Below are 19,748 nucleotides of genomic sequence, written 5' to 3'. Positions count from 1 at the left end.
GGCGGCCCGGCCGGCCGCCAGCGTATAGCAGGAAGTAAAATCAGACGCCCACAATTCGGGCGCGGAACTTGCGCCCTTTTATTTTGCCGTCGGCAAGCTTGGCCAGTGCTTTCTTGGCCACTTTGCGCTCCACGGCAACAAAGGTGGAGAAGTCAAAAACGCGGATTTTGCCGATCTGTGAGCCATCGATGCCGCCGTCGCCGGTCAGGGCACCGACAACGTCACCGGGGCGCACCTTCTGTTTCTTGCCGCCGTCGATCTGCAGCGTGGACATGACGGGTCTGTTAGGAGCGAACCCCCGGGGCAGGTCCGGGACTTCCTGCAGGGTGATCGGCTGCCCCATGAGCTCCTCCAGCCGCTCCACCTTATAGATTTCCTTCTTGCTGACCAGTGTCAGCGCCACGCCCTTTTGTCCCGCGCGGCCGGTGCGGCCGATGCGGTGCACATGCACCTCCGGGTCGCGGGAGAGGTGGTAGTTCACCACCAGCGGCAGCTCCTCGATATCCAGTCCCCGGGCGGCCACATCGGTGGCCACCAGGATCGACGCACTGCCGTTGGCAAACAGGGCCAGGGTGCGGTCGCGGTCTTTCTGCTCCATATCCCCGTGCAGCGCCAGCGCTGCGAAGCCGGCGCGCTTCAGGGTCTGCGCGGCCTCGTCGGTTTCCTTCTTGGTGTTGCAGAAAACCACAGCGGAGGAAGCATCGAAGCTGGCCAGTAGCTGGTACAGCGCCGCCGGCCGCTGCTCGTTGTTCTCCACCCGGTAGTACTTCTGCTCGATGGACCCCTGGGTGTGGGCCGTGGCCACTTCCACCTTCACCGGGTCGCGCAGGACCCGGGTGGCCAGCTGGTCGATGGACCGGGGGTAGGTGGCGGAAAACAGCAGGGTCTGCCGCTGCTCCGGCAGCTCCGCGACTATCTGGTCCAGCACCGCCTGGAAGCCCATGTCGAGCATCCGGTCGGCCTCGTCCAGCACCAATGTCTGTACCTCGCCCAGGTCCAGGTTGCCCTTGCGCAGGTGGTCCTCGATGCGACCGGGCGTGCCCACCACAATGTGGGCCCCGTGCTTGAGGGAGCCGATCTGCGGCCCGAACGGCATGCCGCCGCACAGCGTCAGGATCTTGATGTTGTGAATGGCCCGCGCCAGCTTGCGCAGCTCCTGGGCCACCTGGTCGGCCAGCTCGCGGGTGGGGCATAGGACCAGCGCCTGCACCCGGAACCGCTCTGCCTGGAGCTTGTGTAGCACGCCCAGGCCAAACGCCACGGTCTTGCCGGAGCCGGTCTTGGCCTGCCCGATGACGTCCTTGCCGTCCAGGATCGCCGGCAGCGCGGCGGCCTGGATCTCGGTCATCTGGGCAAAACCCAGGTCCTGGAGGTTCTTTAGCAGGGCGGGCTGCAGCGACAGGGACTGGAAATCGCGGGGGTGGTCAGAATCTGGGGTGGTCACGACGGGCACTCAATGGGTGAATAGCCGGGCATTGTAGGTAAACGGGGGCCAAGTTCCTATCGGCAGCAAAACAAAGTCACCCTCGCTGCCATCAGTGGTTTCTCACGCAGTGGTCTTTCCCGGATGTTCGGCCAATACTGCGATGACAGTACGCGACCCGGGCCCGCCCATGAAAAAGCTGACGTTGATACGGCACGCCAAATCCAGCTGGGACGATACCCGCCTGGACGATTTCGACCGCCCCCTCAACGCACGCGGTGAACGTGACCTCCCGGCCATGGCACAGCGAGTGCGGGATTTCGGCCTGGTGCCGGACCTGTTGCTAACCAGTGGCGCGGCCCGGGCACTTACCACGGCCCGGGCTGTCGCCGATGCGCTGGAGCTGGACCCGGATCAGATTGTGGTGCGGCCGGCACTATACGCATGCAGCTACCAGACACTGCTGCATCAGCTGCAGCGGCAGGGCGACCGCTGGCATCACCTGATGGTAGTCGCGCACAACCCGGGGCTCGAAAGCCTGGGGTGCTATCTTACCGGCGAACGGCTGGCCAAGTTTCCCACTGCCGCTGTGCTGCATATGCGCCTGGGCATTACGCGCTGGTGCGAACTGACTGGATCCTGTGGCAGCGTCGAGCTGTTCGACTACCCGAAGCTGCATCGATAGATGCTTAAAGTTTTCACCGGGAACTGATAAAAGCCTGTGCAGGTTCACAAAAAATCCGCCCCGCTCTTTCCCAAAAAGTAGGATGACGCCGGGCTTTTAATACCCGGTTTGCAGCATGAAGAAACTGCGGAGCACCCATTCTGGCCATATTTCCCGAAACCCTGTTCTGACCCGCTTATGGCAGCTGCGTTCATTCCTGTGATCAGCCCCAGGTTCGAAAAACCTGCAGTGCGAAACAGCCCTCAAATCTAATAAAAAACAGGAGGGATGATTAGACCGCCAGCGACGCCGGCCAGTAAAATAACCGCCAAACTTATTGACCAGGGTATTTCAATGAAACTCAAAATCGCCGCTATTCTTTGCGCAGCAGTCTTTCTCAATGGATGTGAAATCATTGGCCCGGGCGTGAAACTGGAACCCGCCAAGGTAAGGATCCCCGGCGTCGTCGGTGGACACCAGAAGCACTGCCCGCCGGGCCAGGCCAAGAAAGGCAATTGCTAAGCCGGCTCGCCAGGTCGGGGTAAGGCGCGGGACCAGCGCCTGCCCCGCTCACCCCGGAATTGGTCCACCTCGGCTTGTGCGGCACGCCCAGCCCGAACGCCACGATCTTTCCCCACCCGATATCACCACTTCCAGCCCCAGAGGCCGGCAGGACTGCGAACTGAATTTCGCCGCCTGGAACCTCCCCCATCTCCCAGCGTGAGATCGTCACCCGATACCGCCACTCACTAAATGGACAATCTGCTTCCCCAGTGGAACATGCCTGACTTCTTGCCGAGGATTGTTGCCGGGAGATAGCTGTCACTGGCCCTGCCCGTAAGTCCGTAACACACATGCAGCGGCAGCAGGTGCTCTTCCCGGGGATGGCAGAAGCGGGCATGGGGCGCGCGCTCCCAGTGGAGCAGGCGCTCGGTACGCCGGGATTCCGGTATGGTGGGATCGGTGCAGGTCTCATGCAGCCAGTCCTCGAAAGCCAGGTTGCGGACCTGGATCTCCGGATTGTCGGGCGCGAAGAACGCCTGCATGTTGTGGAACGAGAAACCGGAGCCGACCACCAGCAGGTTATCGTAGTCCAGCGCCCGCAGGGCGCGGCCGATGGCCAGGTGCTCACCAGCATCCAGGCTGTTGACCAGGGACAACTGCACGCACGGGATATCCGCTTCCGGGTACATCAGCTTCAGCGGCACGAACAGGCCGTGGTCGAAGCCGCGCTGCTGGTCGAGCCGCGTCGGGATGCCCGCCTGTTTCAGCGCCTGGTGTACCTGCCCGGCCAGCGCGGGCTCACCCGGGCAGGGATACTGGATATCGTAGGCTTCCTCAGGAAAGCCATGGTAGTCGTAGATCAGTGGCGGCCTGGCCCCGGCGGTGATTGTCGGCACCGACTGCTCCCAATGGGCGCTGATCACCAGGATTGCCGATGGCCTTCTCAGCCTGCCGCTAATTTCGGTGAGCCGCTCCACCAGCTCCCGGTGCGCCGGGTCTCCCAGTAACGGCAGCGGCCCACCGCCATGGGAGATAAACAGCACATTACTATCTGTGGTCATGGTCGCCTCTCCGTTAATCGTCTGCATGCGGGGCACCTATGTTCATCGAGCGGGGCACTCCCCACAGCCGGGAAGTGCCCTATCGAACTCACTCTCTCAAACTTGTGAGTGATGCTGTGATCAGGCCGCGGTCGCCTGTGCGGTAGCCGGCTGGTTGTGCCCGGCGCCACTGAGGCGGTCCAGCAGCAGGTTATCGAGGGAGAGGCGCCCGCCGCCCTGAATGGCCAGTGCCACACTCACCACCAGTAGGGTAAGGGCGTACTCGTAGCCATTGTTGGACATAAACAGGCCATTGCCGATATGCACCGCGAAGATTGCCACCAGCATGGTAATGGCGCTCAGCAGCGCGGCCGGCCGGGTCAGCAGGCCCAGGGCCAGGGCCAGGCCGCCGAAGAATTCGGCACCGCCGGCCATCAGCGCCATCAGGTAGCCCGGCTCCAGGCCGATGCTCGCCATCCACTGGCCGGTGCCTTCAAGGCCGTAGCCCCCAAACCAGCCGAACAGCTTCTGTGCGCCGTGAACAGCCAGCACCAGCCCCACTGGCACCCGTAGCACCAGGGCAGCGAAACCGGCATTGGATTGAAACAGGGTCTGTGCGAATTGATTGCTCATGATGGTCACCTCAAGTCTTGCTCTGGTTGCTTGGTCCCGGAGCCCCTGCCCCGGTTGATGTGTGCACTCTACTATCGCCATAACAGCAGACTAAGATGGCCAGTGTTGCTTTATTATCAATGCAATATTGATAATCATGAAAACGCACAAGAGGGGATAAACCCATGGACCGTATCGATGCCATGCGGGCCTTCGTCACCGTGGTGAACGAGGGCACCTTCACCCGCGCCGCCGACCGGCTGGAGATGTCCCCGCAGCTGGTGAGCAAGTACGTGTCCCAGCTGGAGCAGCACCTCGGCGTGCGCCTGCTGAACCGCACCACCCGCAGGATCCACCTGACCGAAGCGGGCGCCAGCTACCACCAGCGTGCCCAGCAGATACTCAACGACATCGAGGAGATGGAAAACCAGCTGGGTGACCTGCAGACCCAGGCGCGCGGCCTGCTGCGTATCAGCGCCCCGGTTTCCTTCGCCATCCGCCACCTGGCGCCACTGCTGACCGATTTCCAGGCAGCCCACCCCGCCGTGGACATCGACCTGCAGCTGAACGACCGCAAGGTGGATATCGTCGAGGAAGGCTTTGATATCGCGCTACGCATTGGCCACCTGAAAAGCTCCTCCCTGATCGCCAGGCAGATTGCGCCGGTTCGACTGGTCATGTGCGCCTCTCCGGACTACCTGGAACAGCACGGCACACCTGCGCGACCGGAGGCACTCCGGGACCACCGTTACCTGCGCTACAGCTACATGGAGGCGGATGCCGACGAGGCCGTGTATCGCGGGCTGCGCAGTGCCGGAAGCCACCTGGTCAGCAACAACGGCGATGTACTGATGCAAGCCGCCATTGCCGGTGCCGGCATCGTCCTGCAGCCCACGTTCATTGCCGGCTCGGCGATTCAGGAGGGGAAGCTGCGCATCATCCTGCCGCAGCACGAGCCGGAGCCAATGGCACTCTATGCCGTGTACGCCCACCGGCAACTGCTGGCAAGCAAGGTCCGCAGCTTCGTGGAGTTCATGGACGGCTATTTCGGCGATCCGCCTTACTGGGATAGGTTTGAATGACCGGGTCTCTGCGACCTGGGCAGCACCCGCACTGCCAGCGGGAGCTGTGCGGCTATTGGAGGTTCTATTCTGCGAATGGGTTAAGTGCCAGAACTTTACTTGGGGTCAATATTGATACACAAAAGGCACGTGGGTTTGGACGTTAGCTGGATAAACTTGTTGCATTTATTTTGGAGTCAACGTAGTCATAGAATTTCCCAGGGTCTTCAAGTTGAGAAAGTGGAAATATATACGCATAGGCATTATCCAGGAATAAATAGATTGCCCCATCTGTTTTTACGGCTCGTTTTACCACGCTCCAGTTGTGAGTGGCACTATAGCCTTTACCCTGGCTATGAATTCCCTCCTCATCAAATTTAAATCGATGCTCACCGATAAACATACCTTCCTCTGAGGGAGCACATAGCTTTTTAAGCTTAAGTCCCGCAAGAATGACCTGTGTAAATATCAATATGAAGAAAAAGCCAACGATTCCAGCGGTAGGCCAGCTAAATTCACTACCATCCTGAAAAAATGTCAAGAAAACCAGCGCAATGATGAACCACAAGGTGACATTAAACCAAGGCCTCTCGTGCCACATCTTTGTCGACCTGCAGAGGTCTTTCTCCAGGAACGATTGGAACTTTTCCCAATCCTCTCTCTGATACCTAAAAACTTGCTCCATATTTCCTCTAAAATGTAACGGCTTGAATGCCGGGTTGTTGAAGTTGGCGGCTTTTTGGGGAAAATGCCAACTTTGTCATGTCGGAGTGCTTTGACTTTTTAGTAGTGGCCTGGACAGCTAGTAACCAAGGTGCTCTTTATTTGGCATTTGACCCTTAAAAAAGCCCTCGAATATTAATTGTAAGCGCTCGCGCCGTTGATATAACTGATCCCGGTTAATGTTCTTTATTTCAAATCCATCATCCTTATCAAAGTGACAGCCAATGGACTGCGACAAATAACTATAAATCCGCATTGCAGGCCAGACCACCTCTCGTGGAATAACACTTTGGCCTGAGTGAAGTTCACACTCCTTGTAGAGGTAATTTTCCAGTTTATAGTACTCGTCATCATCCCACGTCTGGTTCTCGTGAAAGATGGCTACGAAGGAGTCTTCAGAGTAATCATTATTCCAGGAAAAGTTTCTATTGATTTCGTTCATACTTTCCTAGTGCAGACGTCCGTCATCATGCAATCTCCGCATACATGGCATTGTCAGGTTTTCTTATTTTTTCGCTTATATTTCATAACCAGGCTCGCATCACCGTTGAAGGTCACAAATTCATCATCGGAGATGAACAGAGCGTGCAGCCACTCTTCTTGGTAGCCTGGATGGTTAATACCAAACTCTGGCATAGGTTCAACATAGTGCCACTGAGCTAAACATCCGTTTTCTTTTAATTCCCATTTATCGCGTGGACATTCCCAGCTTGAATCCAATGCTTTTGAAGGCGCTTCACCACTTGGCTCAATTGTTATTTCGGATACACTAGTTCAACTAGTGGACTGCCCTTCACCCTGGACTTGGTCACAAACCCATTCGCCACAAAATTCGGCAAAGCTCTCTGGCGATCTACCCCGGGCACCAATCAAATCTCTAACGTATCGAAAAACTGCCTGACGATACTCGCCAGGTGAGTCTTTATGGTCAATTTTTCCAGTATAAAGCCCTGAGGTCACCCTTCCCCCTAAAGTTAATGTCCAGCGAAGTGTCGTACGCTGGTAGGTCCTAACTGGATCGCCTTGTTATGTGAGGTTATTTTTATCATCTGTCTTCTGGTGCAATATGCTTTGCTGTAGCTGAAAATTCTTTCAACTCATTTGTGCTGTACTTGGTATTGACCCTTTTTTTCGATGGGGGTTGGTGCTCAATGCTTAACCCTGCCCGTCTTGCAACTTTAGGCCTAACAGGTCGCGGCGAAAAACCTCCCCCGCAATTAGGGCAGACATTTTCCAAAACCTCATCTACACATTGCCTGCAAAATGTACATTCGTAAGTGCAGATCATTGCCTCGACTGAATCCGGTGGCAAATCCTTATCACAGCATTCACAATTTGGACGGATTTCTAGCATGGTAATCCTTAAACTTAACGAGCCTGTAGAAAAACAGGATGACAACCTGATATCCCATCGGCTCTCTTTCTTATAAGTTTAATGATCACGATTTAAACACATCCGTTTTACATAATCACTCATTGCACGTATTAAGGGCCTCTTTTGCGCAGACGAGTGTGGATATCCCTGTGAATCAGTGGATCGCCCCGTATCTCATCAACTTCTCAATGTTATGCACCAGGCAGAACATACGCCATTGCCCCTGGACCTTCTCACGACCACGTAAAGAGAAACGGCCTAGCCGTTTATTGGTACCAATATTACCGAACACCGGCTCTACCACCGACATCCGGTGACTATAGATCGTCTTTCCCGCGATACTGTCGACGCGCTTTTTCATCCAGTCGGTCGCCGTGCGGCCATTGGTCCAGGTGGTGGACACCTGCCGGCCGTGGCCGTCGCGGGTATCGGCAGAACCGGGGTTGCGCATGCACTGGTGTTTGAGGTGACAGTGGCGGCAGTCAGTCAGGCGGCCCTCAAAGAACAGCTTGCGCTTGCCCTCACTGACTTGCTCCTCCCTGTAGAGAAGCAGTTCTTTACCGGCTGGGCAGATACAGGTCTTGCGGCGCTTATCGAAGGTGAATTCCCTGGCAGGAATCACCTGCTTGACGCCCACCAGGGTATCGCGATGACGCTTGCCATACTTTTCTTTTTGTTTGGCGAACGCCTTGTCCCGCGAGCGGAACTGGTTGTCGGGGATATAGGCGTTGATGCCTTCCTCTTTCAGATAGGCATTATTGCCCTCGTTGGAGAAACCAGTATCGGCGGTCACGATGGTGCCATCGGCGAGGATGTCCGGATGGATGCCGGCTTTCCGGTAGTGTGCGGTGAGACCATCCAGCATGGGCTTGAGCGTATGGTATTCCTGGCCCTCGCCGAAAGCCTGCGCCTCGACAATGATCTGGTGTTTCTTGTCCACTGCGGCGACACCGTTGTACCCCTGGATGGTGCCCTTGCTGGTGGTCATCTTGGCCGACTCATTGTCGGTGATATTACTTTTGACTTCTTTCGGGGTCTTGCCTTGCCCCATCCTTGGGGCTTGCGTCTTTAGGAACTTGTCTATCTTCTCGAAGTGCTGCTTGAGCGTATCCGTCGCCTGCGCCAGTCGCTGCTTGCGCTCCCGCTCGGCGGGCTTGCGGCCATCCAGCTTCTTGTGTTCCTTGATGCAGTGCCGGATCTTCTTGCGGATCTTGGCCTGCTTTTGCTCGAGTTCCTTGAATGTACCGGAGTGCTCCTTACTGGCATTCGACGGCATCTTGCAACCATCAATCGCAAACAGCTCGTTGCCCAGCAGTCCCTCCTGGTCACATACCATCAGTACCTGCTCAAAGATCGACTCGATCGCATCCGGGTAACTGCTGACAAAGCTGGCGATACTGGTGAAGTGCGGCACTGAATCGCAGGAAAGCGCCTTGAAGATGATATTGTGCTCACATTGCCACTGGATCTCGCGGCTGGAGGTGATGCCCTTGGAGTATGCGAACAGGATGATCTTTAACAGAATGGCGGGATCGTAAGCCGATCGACCACCGGCGTCATTCTGGTACTTTTCGTAGAAGGCAGACAGGTCGATATGGTCATCGATCAGGTGGTGGAGGGTAAATTCGAAGGTATTCGGCTGCAATTGCTCTTCGAAATTGATCACAACCATCGCGTCCTGGTTGTAATTGTACCGCTTGAAGTTTGGCATGGCGGGATTCCCCTTTTCGACCTGCCAATTCTATCAAAAAACACTATATTTTAAGAGTTTTTCTACAGCCAGAACGCCCAGCGCAGGCGCAGCCAGCGCGGAGCGCATTTTGTGTTAATGTTTTAGCGCGAGCGAGTAACACAAAAGGTGCGTAGCGTTGGCTGTCGCTCTGCCGCTGATTGTTATGCATTGACGACACGATGTACTACAAATATTGCCACAAAGGCCAGAGGTACCCACAGGACAGGAGACCAGTAAACTGGCACTGGCTTCGATTTCCCAAGATTTCCTTTCTTTGACTCCCACCAAGGGAGAAATACCATCAGAATCAGGAAAGTAACAATACTCGCAAGTACCGAAAGTATGGCAATGTAGGTAACGGTACTGCTTTGCTCTCCACCAACGAGATCACCAATATATTGCCCGGCGCCAACTCCAAGTGGAATTAGCGCATAGCTCCCAGATTTTTTAATAAATTCCTTTTTCATTTCTTACCACAATGGCTTGAGATGCATAACAGTTTATTCAAAGGACGCGTCTCTATATCTCTGCATCCGGCAACAGCGTCTGGTCTATTGAATCGAATAGAACCTTTTTAAATCAATCGCTTATATAAAGATCAAAGTTATTCGACCAGAAATATCAAGACGCGTCTATATATCGTCAGTTATACAGGCGGCATCACTTGATCTTGGCTGCGGGACATTGCTCGCCCGGCGCATTATTGGCGCCGGGCGCCTCCACTGTTATCGGTTCAACAACCCTTTAACCGCCTGCGGCAAATCCGCTGGCAAAATCACATTCTTCGCATTGTCAGACTGCGACAACTCCGATAGCGCACTGATATAGCGTTCACCCAGCAGGTACATCACCGGCATTTCCTGTTCGCCGATGGCGGAGGAGACGCGCTCGATGGCCTCGCGGCTGGCGTCGGCCAGGACTACCTGGGCCTTGGCGTCGCGCTTGGAGGCTTCCAGGCGGCCGTCGGCCTCGAGGATGGCGGCCTGCTTCTCACCCTCGGCGCGGGTGACAGTGGCGCGGCGCTGGCGCTCGGCGGCGGCCTGCTCTTCCATGGCGGTCTGCATGGTCTGGGACGGGTTGATGTCCTGGATCTCGACGGTCTTGAGGTTAATGCCCCAGTCGGCGATATCGTCAGAGATACCTTCCTTGAGCTTGGCCTTGATCAGGTCGCGGGAGGAAAGCGCCGAGTCCAGGGACATCTCACCGATGATGGAGCGCAGCGCGGTCTGCACCAGGTTCTGGATGGCGATCTCGTAATCTTCCACCCCGTACACCGCCTTCTCCGGCGAGACGATATTGATATAGGCGACGGCGTTGGCAATGATGGTGGCGTTGTCCTGGGTGATTACTTCCTGCGAGGGAATATCCAGCACGATGTCCTTGGTGGTGACCTTGTAGGGCACCTGGTCGACATAGGGGATGACCACGTTCATACCGGGTGTGAGCGTGCGGTGGTATTTACCCAGCCGCTGCACGATGTGCTTGGAACCCTGCGGCACGATTCGCACGCCCTTGGCGATGGTGATGACCACCAGTGCCACCAGCGCCAGTACTACATATAAACCTTCCACTTCCTGTTTCCCTCCCCGGGGTATAAAAAATTAATCGATGTTTGTTGTTGGTATTGGTTGTTCTCGACAGGGCAGCGCGCTCAGTGGCGGGTGACCATCAGCGCATTACCGGAAATATCGGTCACCCGCACGCGGTCGCCAATGGCAACTTCCTCGGTACAGATAAAGATCCATTCGTCCTCCCCCAGGATCGGCGCGGGGAATTTCAGCCGGCCGCGTCCCGTGCCAGTGTTGGGTTCCAGCACCAGGCCCACCTGCCCCACCAGGGCCTCATAGGCCATGCCGGCGGTGGTGCGGTCTTTCCAGCGGGGCTTGATGCTCTTGACCCAGATCACCACCAGCGCGATCGAGGCGAATGCCCACAGGATCAGTTGCAGGGTAAAGGGCATATCCACCGCCAGGGTGACTACCCCCATCAGCAGGGCGGCCAGTCCGAACCAGAACAGGACAAACCCGGAGACAAAGATCTCCGCGGTCACCAGCAGCAGGCCCAGTACCAGCCAGTGCCAATAAGCGATATGCGTGTTCAGCCACTCCAGCATGACGTTGTTCTTCTCTTTGGCGTGATTTGTGCCACAGAGTATGCCAAAAAGTGCCTCTCTTGGGATGGAGTTTCGCCGGGGCGACAGGAATGGCAGGTCCGGATGCCCGACAGGGCGCCGGGGCCAGTTGATGGGGGCGGATCAGGGCCTGGTGAGGGGCAGGCCAGGATTACAGGGTCGGCTTCTTCCCCGTGAACAACTCGCCGGCGAGCGCGTCTATCTCCCGGCGCAATACCCCCATGCGGTGATTGGCCAGGTCAAGCAGCGGGATCAGCTCGCCGGAGAACTCGCCGCTGCGTGGCGCCAGCAGGCTGCACAGCAGGTGCAGGTCGCGCCAGTCCCCCAGCGCCCGGGAAAGAGCCGTAAGTGGCTTGCGCCGCGGGGCCAGCTGTTTGTATTTCTTTTCCAGCAGGCGGGTGTGGTACCAGTGGTCCTTCACCCGCTTGCGGAAATCGTGGAAGGTCGCGGCGCTTTCCTCGGCGAAGGCCTGGTCCATGGCCTTGCGGGCGCGCTGGTAGTAATCGCGGTAGCCGCGCCTGGCGTGCTTCCAGGCCAGTTTGTCCACAGGCCAGTCATCAATCCGCGCGCCGCCCTGTTGCAGCATTTCGCCGGCTTCGGCGATGGCGTCCGGGTCGGCATGCTGGTCGGCGCGCCGGTCGAGGAAATCGCGCACCTCGTCGAATTCCCCGGCGGGCGCAATTTTCAGGAATATGTCGCGCATGGATATGGCATCGCGGCTGCCCGACAGCGCATTGGCCAGGGTGCGGTAGTGGGCGTTCTCGTAGCGGTAGAGGCTGTCGGTATCGTTGCGCACTAACCGCAGCAGCGCGCGCAGTTTCTTGCAGTGCTTGCGCACCTCGTGCACGGCCTCCTCGGCCGGGAGTTCCTGCAGGGCCGCCTGCGCGGCGGCCACCTCGGCATGGGCCACCTTGCGCAGCGCCTCCGGCAACGGCTTTTTTTTGTCCAGCTTGTAGCCCATGGCTGTGTCCCGTCGCCGATTCCCCGTGCACAAGTTTAGCCAGCGGCGGTGCCGTCGCGGCCGCGCCAATGTACAATGCCGCCATAGTTTGGCTTAGCAGGCAGAAGATGAAGGATCGCAAGACCACCCACTTCGGTTACCAGGAAGTCCCGGTGGACGAGAAGGCCGGCCGTGTGGCCGACGTGTTCCACTCGGTGGCGGCGCGCTACGACGTCATGAACGACCTGATGTCCGGCGGCGTGCACCGGCTGTGGAAGCGCCTCACCATCGAGATGTCCGCCGCCCGCGCGGGCCAGACGATCCTGGATATCGCCGGCGGCACCGGCGACCTGACGGCGCGTTTTTCCCGTATCGTCGGTCCCGAGGGCACCGTGGTGCTGGCGGATATCAACGAGTCCATGCTGCGCGTGGGCCGCGACCGCCTGCTGGACCGGGGTATCGCCGGCAATGTGGAGGCGGTGCAGGCCGACGCCCAGTACCTGCCGTTCCCCGACAACACCTTCGACTGCATCACCATCGCCTTCGGCCTGCGTAACGTCACCGACAAGGACCTGGCGCTGCGCTCCATGCTGCGCGTGCTGAAGCCCGGTGGGCGCCTGCTGGTGCTGGAGTTCTCCAAGCCGGAGTCGAAGCTGCTGGAGAAGGTCTACGACCAGTACTCCTTCCGCCTGCTACCGTTCATGGGCAAGCTGGTGGCCAACGACGCCGACAGCTACCGCTACCTGGCGGAGAGCATCCGCATGCACCCGGACCAGGAAACCCTCAAGCAGATGATGGCCGACGCCGGCTTCGTCGACTGCGAGTACCACAACATGACCGGGGGTATCGTCGCCCTGCACAAGGGCATCAAGCCCTGAGGCATTCCGTGGATACATCCCTGTAGGCTTGCCGGCGAGGACCCCGGCCGCTGCGCGCACTCGCGGCGCCAGCGGCCCCTCCCGGCGACAGTAAGGACAACAGCTGCGGGCATCGCACCCTCGCATGGGTTTTCGCTGCCCGATACGGACTATGACTGACCCCACATTGCGCGCTGGCTTTGATGCCGCGCTGGAAACTGCCATCAACGCCGCCCTGCGCTACGACCCGGGCACCCGCGCGCGCCTGGCGCAGCTCGACGGTCGCGCCCTGGCCCTGGATATCACCGTGCCGCCGCTGCCGCTGGTGCTGTGTATCGAGGGCGACCAGGTCAGCGTGCGCCACTACTGGGACGGCGAAATCTCCACCCGCCTGCGCGGCTCCGCCATCGCCATGTTGCGCCTGCTGCGCGACGAAGACGCCACCCCGGCGGGCCTGGGCGTGACGGTGACCGGCTCCAGTGCGCTGCTGGCGGAACTGCAATCCATCCTGCAGGACCTGGATATCGACTGGGAGGCGCCGCTGGCGCGGCTGCTGGGGGACGTCCCGGCCCACACCATCGGCGAGGCCCTGCGCACTGCCGGCCAGTGGCTGCGCGACAGCATCGAGCAGGCTCCCCAGGCCGCCGCCGAGACGGTGAGCGAGGAATGGCGCCTGACCCCGCCGCGGGCGCAGTTCGAGGCGTTCGTCGAGGATGTGGCCGAGCTGGCGCTGGCAACCGACCGGCTGGAGGCACGGGTGGCGCTGCTGAAGGAAAAACTGGCTGCGCGGGGGGACGACTGACCGTGCCGTTGAAGCGCAGTTTTACCATCGCGCGGGTTTTCGTCCGCTACCGCCTGGATACCCTGCTGCCGGCCGAGCGCCGGCCCCTGTGGCTGCGGGTGCTGTGGTCGCCACTGGCGCTGCTGCCGGCACCGAAGGCCGCCCGCGGCGAGCGCCTGCGCCGGGCGCTGGAGCAGCTGGGGCCGATTTTCGTCAAGTTCGGCCAGCTGCTATCCACGCGGCCCGACCTGTTGCCGCCGGATATGGTGGAGGAGCTCGACCACCTGCAGGACAACGTCGCGCCCTACCCGGTGGACCAGTGCGTCGCCCTGATCGAGGAGCAGCTGGAGGCGAAGGTCGACGACCTGTTCGCCGAGTTCGAGCGGCAGCCGCTGGCCTCCGCCTCGGTGGCCCAGGTGCACGGCGCGCGCCTGTTCGATCGCGACGGCAAGCCCGGCGCCGCGGTGGTGGTGAAAGTGTTGCGCCCCGGGATCGAGAACGTGATCGAGCAGGACCTGCGCCTGCTGCGCGTAATCGCCGGCTGGGTGCGCAGGCTCGGCCCGGAGGGGCGCCGCCTGCGCCCGGTGGAGGTGGTGGACGACTACCGCCACACCATCGAGGGCGAGCTGGACCTGGTGCGCGAGGGCGCCAATGCCACCCAGCTCAAGCGTAACTTCGCCCACTCGCCGCTGCTCTACGTACCCGAGGTTCACTGGGACTATACCCGCGAGAAGGTGCTGGTACTGGAGCGCATCGACGGTATCCCGGTGACCGACCTGCAGCAGCTGCGCGCCCAGGGCACCAATATGCCGCTGCTGGCCGAGCGCGGCGTGGAGATCTTCTTCAAGCAGGTGTTCGAGCACAACTTCTTCCACGCCGACATGCACCCGGGCAATATCTTCGTCTCGCGGCAGAAGCCGGAAAAGCCCCAGTACATCGCCATCGACACCGCGATCGTGGGCAGCCTCAGCCGCGAGGACCAGTACTACCTGGCCCGCAACCTGCTGGCCATGTTCAGGCGCGACTATCGCATGGTGGCGGAGCTGCATGTGCAGAGCGGCTGGGTGCGCGCCGATACCCCCATCAATACCTTCGAGGCGGCGATCCGCGCCGTGTGCGAGCCGATTTTCGAAAAACCCCTGGGGGAGATTTCCTTCGCCCGGGTGCTGATCAGCCTGTTCCAGACCGCGCGTCGTTTTGACATGACAGTGCAGCCGCAACTGGTGCTGCTGCAGAAGACCCTGCTCAATATCGAGGGCCTGGGCCGGCAGCTTTATCCGGAACTGGATCTGTGGAAGACTGCCCATCCATTCCTCGAGGGCTGGATGCGCGACCGGGTCCACCCGCGCACCATCTGGCGCGAGGTGCAGCGCTACGGGCCCGAGTGGCTGGAGAAATTCCCGCAGCTGCCGCAGCTGTTCTACTCCGCGCTGGAGCAGTCCCGCGAGGTGGCGCCACGGCTCGAGTCGATCGGCGATGAACTGGCGCAGACCCGCCGCCGCGGGCGCCGCAGCTACCTGCGCCGGGTGGCCGGCGTGGTGCTGGCGGCCGGTGCCGCCGCCCTGGCGGCGCCGCAACTGGCGGCCCAGTTGCCGCCGGCGGGCTGGGCGCTGGCCCTGGGTGCCGCAGTGCTACTTTTGTGGCCCTGAGGGGACCAGTGCGCAGACCTACAATAGAACGGTAAAGACAGGAAGGTACCTTGAGCGAAATCGGCGACAGCGGGATACTCGACCAGGTCAGCTGGAACGGCGACGGCCTGGTGCCGGCCATTGCCCAGGATTTCAAGAGTGGCCGCGTACTGATGATGGCGTGGATGAATCGCGAATCCCTGCAGCTCACCATCGACGAGGGGCGTGCCGTCTACTGGTCACGCTCGCGCGGTAAACTGTGGCGCAAGGGCGAGTCCTCCGGCCATGTGCAGGCCGTGCGCGAAATCCGGCTCGACTGCGATGGCGACACGGTGTTGCTGGTGGTGGAGCAGCGGGGTGGCATCGCCTGCCACACCGGCCGCACCAGCTGTTTTTACCGCGTGCTCGATAATGGCGAGTGGCAAACGCGTGAACCGGTGATCAAGCAACCGGAAAGTATTTACAAGTGAGCGACCATGAGTGACCTGCTGCAAGAACTGGACGCCGTACTGGAAAGCCGCAAACAGGACGCCGATGCCGGCAGTTCCTACGTGGCCAGCCTGCACGCGAAGGGCCTGAACAAGATCCTGGAAAAGGTGGGTGAGGAAGCCACCGAGGTGATCCTGGCCGCCAAGGATGCGGAGCATGGCGGCGATCGCGAGGCAATGATCGCCGAGACTGCCGACCTGTGGTTCCATTCCCTGGTGATGCTGTCGCACCTGGGCGCGGATTCCCGGGATGTGCTGCGCGAGCTCGCGCGGCGGTTCGGCCTCTCGGGGCTGGAGGAGAAGGCCGCACGGGGCGCGCAGCCATAACCGGGACAACCCATCTGGATGCGCAGGGAATAGAATAAGCAAAGGGGCGGCGATGGCGCCGCCCACCACAAAAACCCGCACCGGAACACCTGGCCCGGTTGCAAAGTGATTATCAGGAGAAAGTTATGGGTTTTGGCGGTATTAGTATCTGGCAGTTGCTGATTGTTCTGGTAATCGTGTTGCTGCTGTTCGGCACCAAGCGCCTGAAAAACCTCGGCGGTGACCTGGGCGGGGCCATCAAGGGCTTCAAGAAGGCGATCAAGGACGAGGACAAGAAGGACGAGGAGTTCGAGGACGAGACCGGGGAGCCCGGTCGCCTGGGTGAGGACGAGAAGAAGTCCTCCACCACCGGTGAATCCGTCAAGGACAAAGACAACCAATCCCAGCACAAGTAACGGGAGCGCCGGCGCGTGTTTGATATCGGCTTCTTTGAACTCCTGCTGGTGGGCGTTGTGGGCTTGCTGGTAGTGGGACCCGAGCGCCTGCCGGATGCGGTGCGCACCACCGCGCGCTGGTGGTCGGGCTTCAAGCGCACGCTGCAGAGCGCCAAGGACGAGCTGGAGCGCGAGGTGGGCGCCGATGAAATCCGCCGCGAGCTGCACAACGAGCGCATCATGCGCGAGCTGGAGGAGAGCCGTCGCGAGGTAGAGCAGGCCATCGCCGAGCCGGCCGAATCCATTGCCGGCGATATTGCGGCAGAACCCGCGGCGGAAGGCACCCGGCACGGGGAGCCGGCAGCGCACGATCCGGCCCATCCCAGCGCGGACGCGGAAGACTACCTGCCCGAGCAGGACGAGGACGCCGAGGACCTGCAGGACCCGGAGTACCCCGAGCACTGGCACGATTATGGCGATCCGGACCTGGTCGAGGACCACCCGGACAACCTGGCCAGGCTGGAGCAGGAAGCGGCGGAGGAAGCCGCTGCAGAAGCGGAAGCCGCCAAGGGCAAGGGTAAAGATAACCATTCATGAGCGAGCAACAGAACCAGCCTTTTATCGACCACCTGATCGAGCTGCGCGACCGCCTGCTGAAAGTCTTCATGGTGGTGGTGGTGTTATTCGCCTGTATGGTGCCCTTCGCCGCGGAGATCTACGATTACGTGGCCGAGCCGCTGCAGGCGCGCCTCACCGAGGGCGGTGCTGGCATGATTGCCACCGAGGTCACGTCCACCTTCCTGACACCTTTCAAGACCACGTTTGTGCTGGCGTTTTTTATCTCGGTGCCGTTTGTGCTGTACCAGGCCTGGGCCTTCATCGCGCCGGGCCTGTACAAAAACGAGAAGCGCCTGGCCGTGCCGCTGCTGGTGAGCAGTATCGTGCTGTTCTACGCCGGCATGGCTTTCGCCTATTACGTGGTGTTCCCGATCCTGTTCGATTTCTTTGTCAGCTCCGCGCACGCCGACATCAAGGTAATGCCGGATATACGCGCATACCTGGACCTGGTGCTGAAACTGTTTTTCGCCTTCGGCTTCGCATTCGAGATTCCCATCGCCACCCTGCTGCTGATCTGGAGCGGCGCGGTGGACGCCAAAACCCTGGCCAGTAAGCGGCCCTATGTGATTGTCGGCTGCTTCCTGGTCGGGATGCTGTTGACCCCGCCGGATGTCATCTCCCAGTCACTGCTGGCGGTGCCCATGTGGCTGCTGTTCGAGGTAGGCATCTTCTTCGGCCGCTGGATCAAGGCCCGTGACCGGGAAGAGCATGCCTGAGGCGGGCCACGCCAACACCCGTGTTCCCGCCGGGGCAGCCCGCGCTGCCCCCCGCTCCCCACTTATTGTTCTCCTGCTTGCGCTGGCCCTCGTGCTGTCCTGGCGCCCGGCACTGGCGGGGCAGGAATGCGTGATCCTGCTGCACGGCCTGACCAAGGACGCCAGCAGTATGGTGCCGCTGGCGCAGCGCCTCGGCGAGGCCGGTTTTCACGTGGTCAATATCGGCTACCCGTCGCGACAGAAGCCGATCCAGGAACTGGCCGCCACCGCCGTGGATGAGGGGCTGGCGCAGTGCCGGCAGGCGGGGGCGGCGCCGGTGAACTTCGTCACCCACTCCATGGGCGGACTGCTGGTCCGCTATTACTTCCAGGACCGGCCCGTCTCCGGTATCGACCGTGTGGTGATGCTGGCGCCACCCAACCAGGGCAGCCGCGTGGGTGACTGGCTGGACCATATTCCCTGGATCAAGGATGTGAACGGTCCCGCGGGCCGGCAGATGGGCACCGGCGACAACAGCCTGCCGCTGCAGATGGGCCCGGTACGCTTCGAGTTGGGGGTGATCACCGGCGATCGCAGCCTCAACCCGTTCGCCTCGGCGATCCTCGAGGGCCCGGATGATGGCCGTATCCGTGTGGAGAGTGCGAAGGTGGAGGGGATGTGCGCGTTTTACGTGGTGCCGCTGACCCACGGCGCGATCATGCGTGATGCCGAGGTGATAGAGCAGTCACTGAGATTCCTGTGGCGGGGTTATTTTGTCGGTGAGTCGGCGCGTGAGTACGCCTGTGGCCACTGACGGTGCGCGGCGTTCAGTCGGGGGTGGTGCAGCCACCCAGCAGGACATTGCCGTCCTTGTCGTTGGAGGAGTAGAGCACCAGCATGCCCTCCTGTCCCTTGGTGTGCCAGCGGTAGTCCGGATAGCCCTTGTCGGCCACGAACAGCACTCCGGAGGCCGCGGGCTCCTGGTGCATGGTAATCAGCTTGTTGTCGTAAGTGAGGGTTGCTGTGGCCGGGCCCTGTGACGGGGTCAGGTAGCGCACCGCGAGCTCCGCGCCCTGGTCACAGAGGTACATGAGCGAGTCGACCTCGCCCCTCATGATATGGGATCCGCGGTCACAGGCGCCCACAAGCAGGGTGAGACAGGCTGACATGGCGGCGATTGCGCGGTTCATAAGAGACACTTCCGAATTCAACAACGCTGACTTTGAGCCTGTGAATCCGGAAAAATTCCACCGGCGACGCAATTACCGCCCCCGCGGTGTCTCCCGGCTCACTTGCCCTCGTTCATATTGCGCAGTGCCATGCGGGTGATAAAGGCGCCCATAAGCAGGATAAAGCCGATAATGCCCAGGCTCAGCAGGCCGGAAAAGCTGGTGAACAGGTCGATCAGTGCGTCCATTTCTGGTTCCTCGCTATCACATCTGACTGGTGGCCAGTTTATGCGGCGGCGGAGGGGTTCTATTGACCTGGATCAAGGGCGGGGCCGGTTTGCCGGGGCCTGCAGCCGGAAGTGATCAGAAAACAGTGGCTATGCTGGAGAAGACCAGCGCCGCCAGTGCCAGCAGGAACAGCTCGCGCTCCTGGCGCCAGCGGGGGACCAGGCACAGCAACGCCAGCGGCGGCAGTAATACCGCGATAAAGCCCATTGCCGGGTGCGCGCGGAAGCTCACTGCCAGCAGGCGCAGCCAGGCCAGGGCGGCGAATACGATGCCGAAAACTGTCAGTACCGCGGCGACGGGCTCCATGCCTCTGTCCTC

The 19,748-nt window shown here is 60.3% G+C and carries 27 protein-coding genes; 12 read left to right on the top strand and 15 right to left on the bottom strand.

Annotated features, from left to right (window positions below):
* Nucleotides 1-40: 40 nt before the first annotated feature.
* Nucleotides 41-1,444: an ATP-dependent RNA helicase DbpA gene (gene dbpA, locus LVE68_RS10040; RefSeq protein WP_232940145.1), complete on the bottom strand. Its 1,404-nt coding sequence runs from the start codon at nucleotides 1,442-1,444 to the stop codon at nucleotides 41-43.
* A gap of 169 nt (nucleotides 1,445-1,613) precedes the next feature.
* On the opposite strand from dbpA, the gene LVE68_RS10035 reads away from it, so the two are divergent.
* Together LVE68_RS10035 and LVE68_RS10030 are read left to right on the top strand one after the other, a co-directional pair.
* On the top strand, nucleotides 1,614-2,108 hold the full coding sequence (locus LVE68_RS10035; RefSeq protein ID WP_232940143.1) for a SixA phosphatase family protein: 495 nt from the start codon (nucleotides 1,614-1,616) through the stop codon (nucleotides 2,106-2,108).
* 333 nt (nucleotides 2,109-2,441) lie between these two features.
* Nucleotides 2,442-2,609, top strand: a complete 168-nt coding sequence (locus tag LVE68_RS10030; protein WP_232940141.1) for a hypothetical protein — start codon at nucleotides 2,442-2,444, stop codon at nucleotides 2,607-2,609.
* 227 nt (nucleotides 2,610-2,836) lie between these two features.
* On the opposite strand, the gene LVE68_RS10025 is transcribed toward LVE68_RS10030, so the two are convergent.
* Both LVE68_RS10025 and LVE68_RS10020 read right to left on the bottom strand, forming a co-directional pair.
* Complete coding sequence (locus LVE68_RS10025) at nucleotides 2,837-3,679, bottom strand: DODA-type extradiol aromatic ring-opening family dioxygenase (protein WP_232940139.1); 843 nt, start codon at nucleotides 3,677-3,679, stop codon at nucleotides 2,837-2,839.
* Nucleotides 3,680-3,772: 93 nt separating this feature from the next.
* A complete protein-coding gene (locus LVE68_RS10020; RefSeq protein WP_232940137.1) occupies nucleotides 3,773-4,264 on the bottom strand; it encodes a DoxX family protein in 492 nt (163 codons plus the stop codon).
* A gap of 164 nt (nucleotides 4,265-4,428) precedes the next feature.
* Between LVE68_RS10020 and LVE68_RS10015 the strand changes: the two genes are divergently transcribed.
* Nucleotides 4,429-5,325, top strand: a complete 897-nt coding sequence (locus LVE68_RS10015; RefSeq protein ID WP_232940135.1) for a LysR family transcriptional regulator — start codon at nucleotides 4,429-4,431, stop codon at nucleotides 5,323-5,325.
* A gap of 142 nt (nucleotides 5,326-5,467) precedes the next feature.
* Here the strand turns inward: LVE68_RS10015 and LVE68_RS10010 are convergent, their stop codons facing one another.
* The 9 genes from LVE68_RS10010 to LVE68_RS09970 all read right to left on the bottom strand — a co-directional run bounded on the left by LVE68_RS10010 (nucleotide 5,468) and on the right by LVE68_RS09970 (nucleotide 12,226).
* On the bottom strand, nucleotides 5,468-5,989 hold the full coding sequence (locus tag LVE68_RS10010) for a YcxB family protein (RefSeq protein ID WP_232940133.1): 522 nt from the start codon (nucleotides 5,987-5,989) through the stop codon (nucleotides 5,468-5,470).
* Nucleotides 5,990-6,106: 117 nt separating this feature from the next.
* Nucleotides 6,107-6,469: an Imm41 family immunity protein gene (locus tag LVE68_RS10005; protein WP_232940131.1), complete on the bottom strand. Its 363-nt coding sequence runs from the start codon at nucleotides 6,467-6,469 to the stop codon at nucleotides 6,107-6,109.
* Nucleotides 6,470-6,522: 53 nt separating this feature from the next.
* Nucleotides 6,523-6,747, bottom strand: coding sequence for a hypothetical protein (locus LVE68_RS10000; RefSeq protein WP_232940129.1), 225 nt, complete (start codon nucleotides 6,745-6,747; stop codon nucleotides 6,523-6,525).
* Between the two features lie 325 nt (nucleotides 6,748-7,072).
* Nucleotides 7,073-7,381, bottom strand: coding sequence for a DUF1272 domain-containing protein (locus LVE68_RS09995; protein ID WP_232940128.1), 309 nt, complete (start codon nucleotides 7,379-7,381; stop codon nucleotides 7,073-7,075).
* Nucleotides 7,382-7,556: 175 nt separating this feature from the next.
* Nucleotides 7,557-9,113 carry a transposase gene (locus LVE68_RS09990; protein ID WP_232940126.1) on the bottom strand — a complete coding sequence of 519 codons (1,557 nt, stop codon included), beginning with the start codon at nucleotides 9,111-9,113 and terminating at the stop codon, nucleotides 7,557-7,559.
* 182 nt (nucleotides 9,114-9,295) lie between these two features.
* A complete protein-coding gene (locus tag LVE68_RS09985; RefSeq protein WP_232940125.1) occupies nucleotides 9,296-9,601 on the bottom strand; it encodes a hypothetical protein in 306 nt (101 codons plus the stop codon).
* A 258-nt stretch (nucleotides 9,602-9,859) separates the two neighbouring features.
* A complete protein-coding gene (locus tag LVE68_RS09980) occupies nucleotides 9,860-10,705 on the bottom strand; it encodes an SPFH domain-containing protein (RefSeq protein ID WP_232940124.1) in 846 nt (281 codons plus the stop codon).
* Between the two features lie 80 nt (nucleotides 10,706-10,785).
* Nucleotides 10,786-11,247 (bottom strand): NfeD family protein, encoded by a 462-nt coding sequence (locus LVE68_RS09975; RefSeq protein WP_232940123.1) that lies wholly within the window; start codon nucleotides 11,245-11,247, stop codon nucleotides 10,786-10,788.
* A 169-nt stretch (nucleotides 11,248-11,416) separates the two neighbouring features.
* Nucleotides 11,417-12,226, bottom strand: coding sequence for a CHAD domain-containing protein (locus LVE68_RS09970; RefSeq protein ID WP_232940122.1), 810 nt, complete (start codon nucleotides 12,224-12,226; stop codon nucleotides 11,417-11,419).
* A 107-nt stretch (nucleotides 12,227-12,333) separates the two neighbouring features.
* Here LVE68_RS09970 and ubiE point away from each other — a divergent pair, with 107 nt between their 5' ends.
* The 9 genes from ubiE to LVE68_RS09925 all read left to right on the top strand — a co-directional run bounded on the left by ubiE (nucleotide 12,334) and on the right by LVE68_RS09925 (nucleotide 18,787).
* Nucleotides 12,334-13,083: a bifunctional demethylmenaquinone methyltransferase/2-methoxy-6-polyprenyl-1,4-benzoquinol methylase UbiE gene (gene ubiE / locus LVE68_RS09965; RefSeq protein ID WP_232940121.1), complete on the top strand. Its 750-nt coding sequence runs from the start codon at nucleotides 12,334-12,336 to the stop codon at nucleotides 13,081-13,083.
* Nucleotides 13,084-13,234: 151 nt separating this feature from the next.
* Nucleotides 13,235-13,864 carry a ubiquinone biosynthesis accessory factor UbiJ gene (locus LVE68_RS09960; RefSeq protein ID WP_232940120.1) on the top strand — a complete coding sequence of 210 codons (630 nt, stop codon included), beginning with the start codon at nucleotides 13,235-13,237 and terminating at the stop codon, nucleotides 13,862-13,864.
* 2 nt (nucleotides 13,865-13,866) lie between these two features.
* Nucleotides 13,867-15,492, top strand: a complete 1,626-nt coding sequence (ubiB, locus tag LVE68_RS09955; protein WP_232940119.1) for a ubiquinone biosynthesis regulatory protein kinase UbiB — start codon at nucleotides 13,867-13,869, stop codon at nucleotides 15,490-15,492.
* A 59-nt stretch (nucleotides 15,493-15,551) separates the two neighbouring features.
* Nucleotides 15,552-15,941, top strand: coding sequence for a phosphoribosyl-AMP cyclohydrolase (gene hisI / locus LVE68_RS09950; RefSeq protein ID WP_233006706.1), 390 nt, complete (start codon nucleotides 15,552-15,554; stop codon nucleotides 15,939-15,941).
* A 6-nt stretch (nucleotides 15,942-15,947) separates the two neighbouring features.
* The gene (locus LVE68_RS09945) at nucleotides 15,948-16,286 is read left to right on the top strand and encodes a phosphoribosyl-ATP diphosphatase (RefSeq protein WP_232940117.1); all 339 of its coding nucleotides are present in this window, start codon (nucleotides 15,948-15,950) and stop codon (nucleotides 16,284-16,286) included.
* Nucleotides 16,287-16,411: 125 nt separating this feature from the next.
* A complete protein-coding gene (gene tatA / locus LVE68_RS09940) occupies nucleotides 16,412-16,681 on the top strand; it encodes a twin-arginine translocase TatA/TatE family subunit (RefSeq protein WP_232940115.1) in 270 nt (89 codons plus the stop codon).
* Between the two features lie 15 nt (nucleotides 16,682-16,696).
* Nucleotides 16,697-17,257 carry a Sec-independent protein translocase protein TatB gene (gene tatB, locus LVE68_RS09935; RefSeq protein WP_232940114.1) on the top strand — a complete coding sequence of 187 codons (561 nt, stop codon included), beginning with the start codon at nucleotides 16,697-16,699 and terminating at the stop codon, nucleotides 17,255-17,257.
* Entirely contained in the window at nucleotides 17,254-17,994 is a 741-nt protein-coding gene (gene tatC / locus LVE68_RS09930) for a twin-arginine translocase subunit TatC (RefSeq protein ID WP_232940113.1), read from the top strand. The genes tatB and tatC overlap by 4 nt, the downstream gene beginning before the upstream one ends.
* Nucleotides 17,987-18,787: an esterase/lipase family protein gene (locus LVE68_RS09925; RefSeq protein ID WP_232940112.1), complete on the top strand. Its 801-nt coding sequence runs from the start codon at nucleotides 17,987-17,989 to the stop codon at nucleotides 18,785-18,787. The genes tatC and LVE68_RS09925 overlap by 8 nt, the downstream gene beginning before the upstream one ends.
* 13 nt (nucleotides 18,788-18,800) lie before the next feature.
* Here LVE68_RS09925 and LVE68_RS09920 read toward each other — a convergent pair whose 3' ends face one another.
* The 3 genes from LVE68_RS09920 to LVE68_RS09910 form a co-directional block, all read right to left on the bottom strand.
* Nucleotides 18,801-19,163, bottom strand: a complete 363-nt coding sequence (locus tag LVE68_RS09920; RefSeq protein WP_232940111.1) for an MliC family protein — start codon at nucleotides 19,161-19,163, stop codon at nucleotides 18,801-18,803.
* Nucleotides 19,164-19,261: 98 nt separating this feature from the next.
* Nucleotides 19,262-19,390, bottom strand: a complete 129-nt coding sequence (locus LVE68_RS09915; protein ID WP_232940110.1) for a DUF3149 domain-containing protein — start codon at nucleotides 19,388-19,390, stop codon at nucleotides 19,262-19,264.
* A gap of 115 nt (nucleotides 19,391-19,505) precedes the next feature.
* Nucleotides 19,506-19,736: a hypothetical protein gene (locus LVE68_RS09910; protein ID WP_232940109.1), complete on the bottom strand. Its 231-nt coding sequence runs from the start codon at nucleotides 19,734-19,736 to the stop codon at nucleotides 19,506-19,508.
* Nucleotides 19,737-19,748 lie beyond the last annotated feature (12 nt).

It is taken from the genome of Microbulbifer sp. YPW16, assembly GCF_021290385.1.
GTDB lineage: Bacteria > Pseudomonadota > Gammaproteobacteria > Pseudomonadales > Cellvibrionaceae > Microbulbifer > Microbulbifer zhoushanensis.
The sequence above is the reverse complement of the archived record's forward strand: the minus strand, read 5'-3'. Positions and strand labels throughout refer to the sequence as shown.

Excerpts from the sequence above, each read along its gene's own strand:
- LVE68_RS10035 (WP_232940143.1), top strand. The coding sequence starts at position 1,614 with ATGAAAAAGCTGACGTTGATACGGCACGCCAAATCCAGCTGGGACGAT.
- LVE68_RS10030 (WP_232940141.1), top strand. The coding sequence starts at position 2,442 with ATGAAACTCAAAATCGCCGCTATTCTTTGCGCAGCAGTCTTTCTCAAT.
- LVE68_RS10025 (WP_232940139.1), bottom strand. The coding sequence starts at position 3,679 with ATGCAGACGATTAACGGAGAGGCGACCATGACCACAGATAGTAATGTG.
- LVE68_RS10020 (WP_232940137.1), bottom strand. The coding sequence starts at position 4,264 with ATGAGCAATCAATTCGCACAGACCCTGTTTCAATCCAATGCCGGTTTC.
- LVE68_RS10015 (WP_232940135.1), top strand. The coding sequence starts at position 4,429 with ATGGACCGTATCGATGCCATGCGGGCCTTCGTCACCGTGGTGAACGAG.
- LVE68_RS10010 (WP_232940133.1), bottom strand. The coding sequence starts at position 5,989 with ATGGAGCAAGTTTTTAGGTATCAGAGAGAGGATTGGGAAAAGTTCCAA.
- LVE68_RS10005 (WP_232940131.1), bottom strand. The coding sequence starts at position 6,469 with ATGAACGAAATCAATAGAAACTTTTCCTGGAATAATGATTACTCTGAA.
- LVE68_RS09995 (WP_232940128.1), bottom strand. The coding sequence starts at position 7,381 with ATGCTAGAAATCCGTCCAAATTGTGAATGCTGTGATAAGGATTTGCCA.
- LVE68_RS09990 (WP_232940126.1), bottom strand. The coding sequence starts at position 9,113 with ATGCCAAACTTCAAGCGGTACAATTACAACCAGGACGCGATGGTTGTG.
- LVE68_RS09985 (WP_232940125.1), bottom strand. The coding sequence starts at position 9,601 with ATGAAAAAGGAATTTATTAAAAAATCTGGGAGCTATGCGCTAATTCCA.
- LVE68_RS09975 (WP_232940123.1), bottom strand. The coding sequence starts at position 11,247 with ATGCTGGAGTGGCTGAACACGCATATCGCTTATTGGCACTGGCTGGTA.
- LVE68_RS09970 (WP_232940122.1), bottom strand. The coding sequence starts at position 12,226 with ATGGGCTACAAGCTGGACAAAAAAAAGCCGTTGCCGGAGGCGCTGCGC.
- ubiE (WP_232940121.1), top strand. The coding sequence starts at position 12,334 with ATGAAGGATCGCAAGACCACCCACTTCGGTTACCAGGAAGTCCCGGTG.
- LVE68_RS09960 (WP_232940120.1), top strand. The coding sequence starts at position 13,235 with ATGACTGACCCCACATTGCGCGCTGGCTTTGATGCCGCGCTGGAAACT.
- LVE68_RS09945 (WP_232940117.1), top strand. The coding sequence starts at position 15,948 with ATGAGTGACCTGCTGCAAGAACTGGACGCCGTACTGGAAAGCCGCAAA.
- tatA (WP_232940115.1), top strand. The coding sequence starts at position 16,412 with ATGGGTTTTGGCGGTATTAGTATCTGGCAGTTGCTGATTGTTCTGGTA.
- tatC (WP_232940113.1), top strand. The coding sequence starts at position 17,254 with ATGAGCGAGCAACAGAACCAGCCTTTTATCGACCACCTGATCGAGCTG.
- LVE68_RS09925 (WP_232940112.1), top strand. The coding sequence starts at position 17,987 with ATGCCTGAGGCGGGCCACGCCAACACCCGTGTTCCCGCCGGGGCAGCC.
- LVE68_RS09920 (WP_232940111.1), bottom strand. The coding sequence starts at position 19,163 with ATGAACCGCGCAATCGCCGCCATGTCAGCCTGTCTCACCCTGCTTGTG.
- LVE68_RS09915 (WP_232940110.1), bottom strand. The coding sequence starts at position 19,390 with ATGGACGCACTGATCGACCTGTTCACCAGCTTTTCCGGCCTGCTGAGC.
- LVE68_RS09910 (WP_232940109.1), bottom strand. The coding sequence starts at position 19,736 with ATGGAGCCCGTCGCCGCGGTACTGACAGTTTTCGGCATCGTATTCGCC.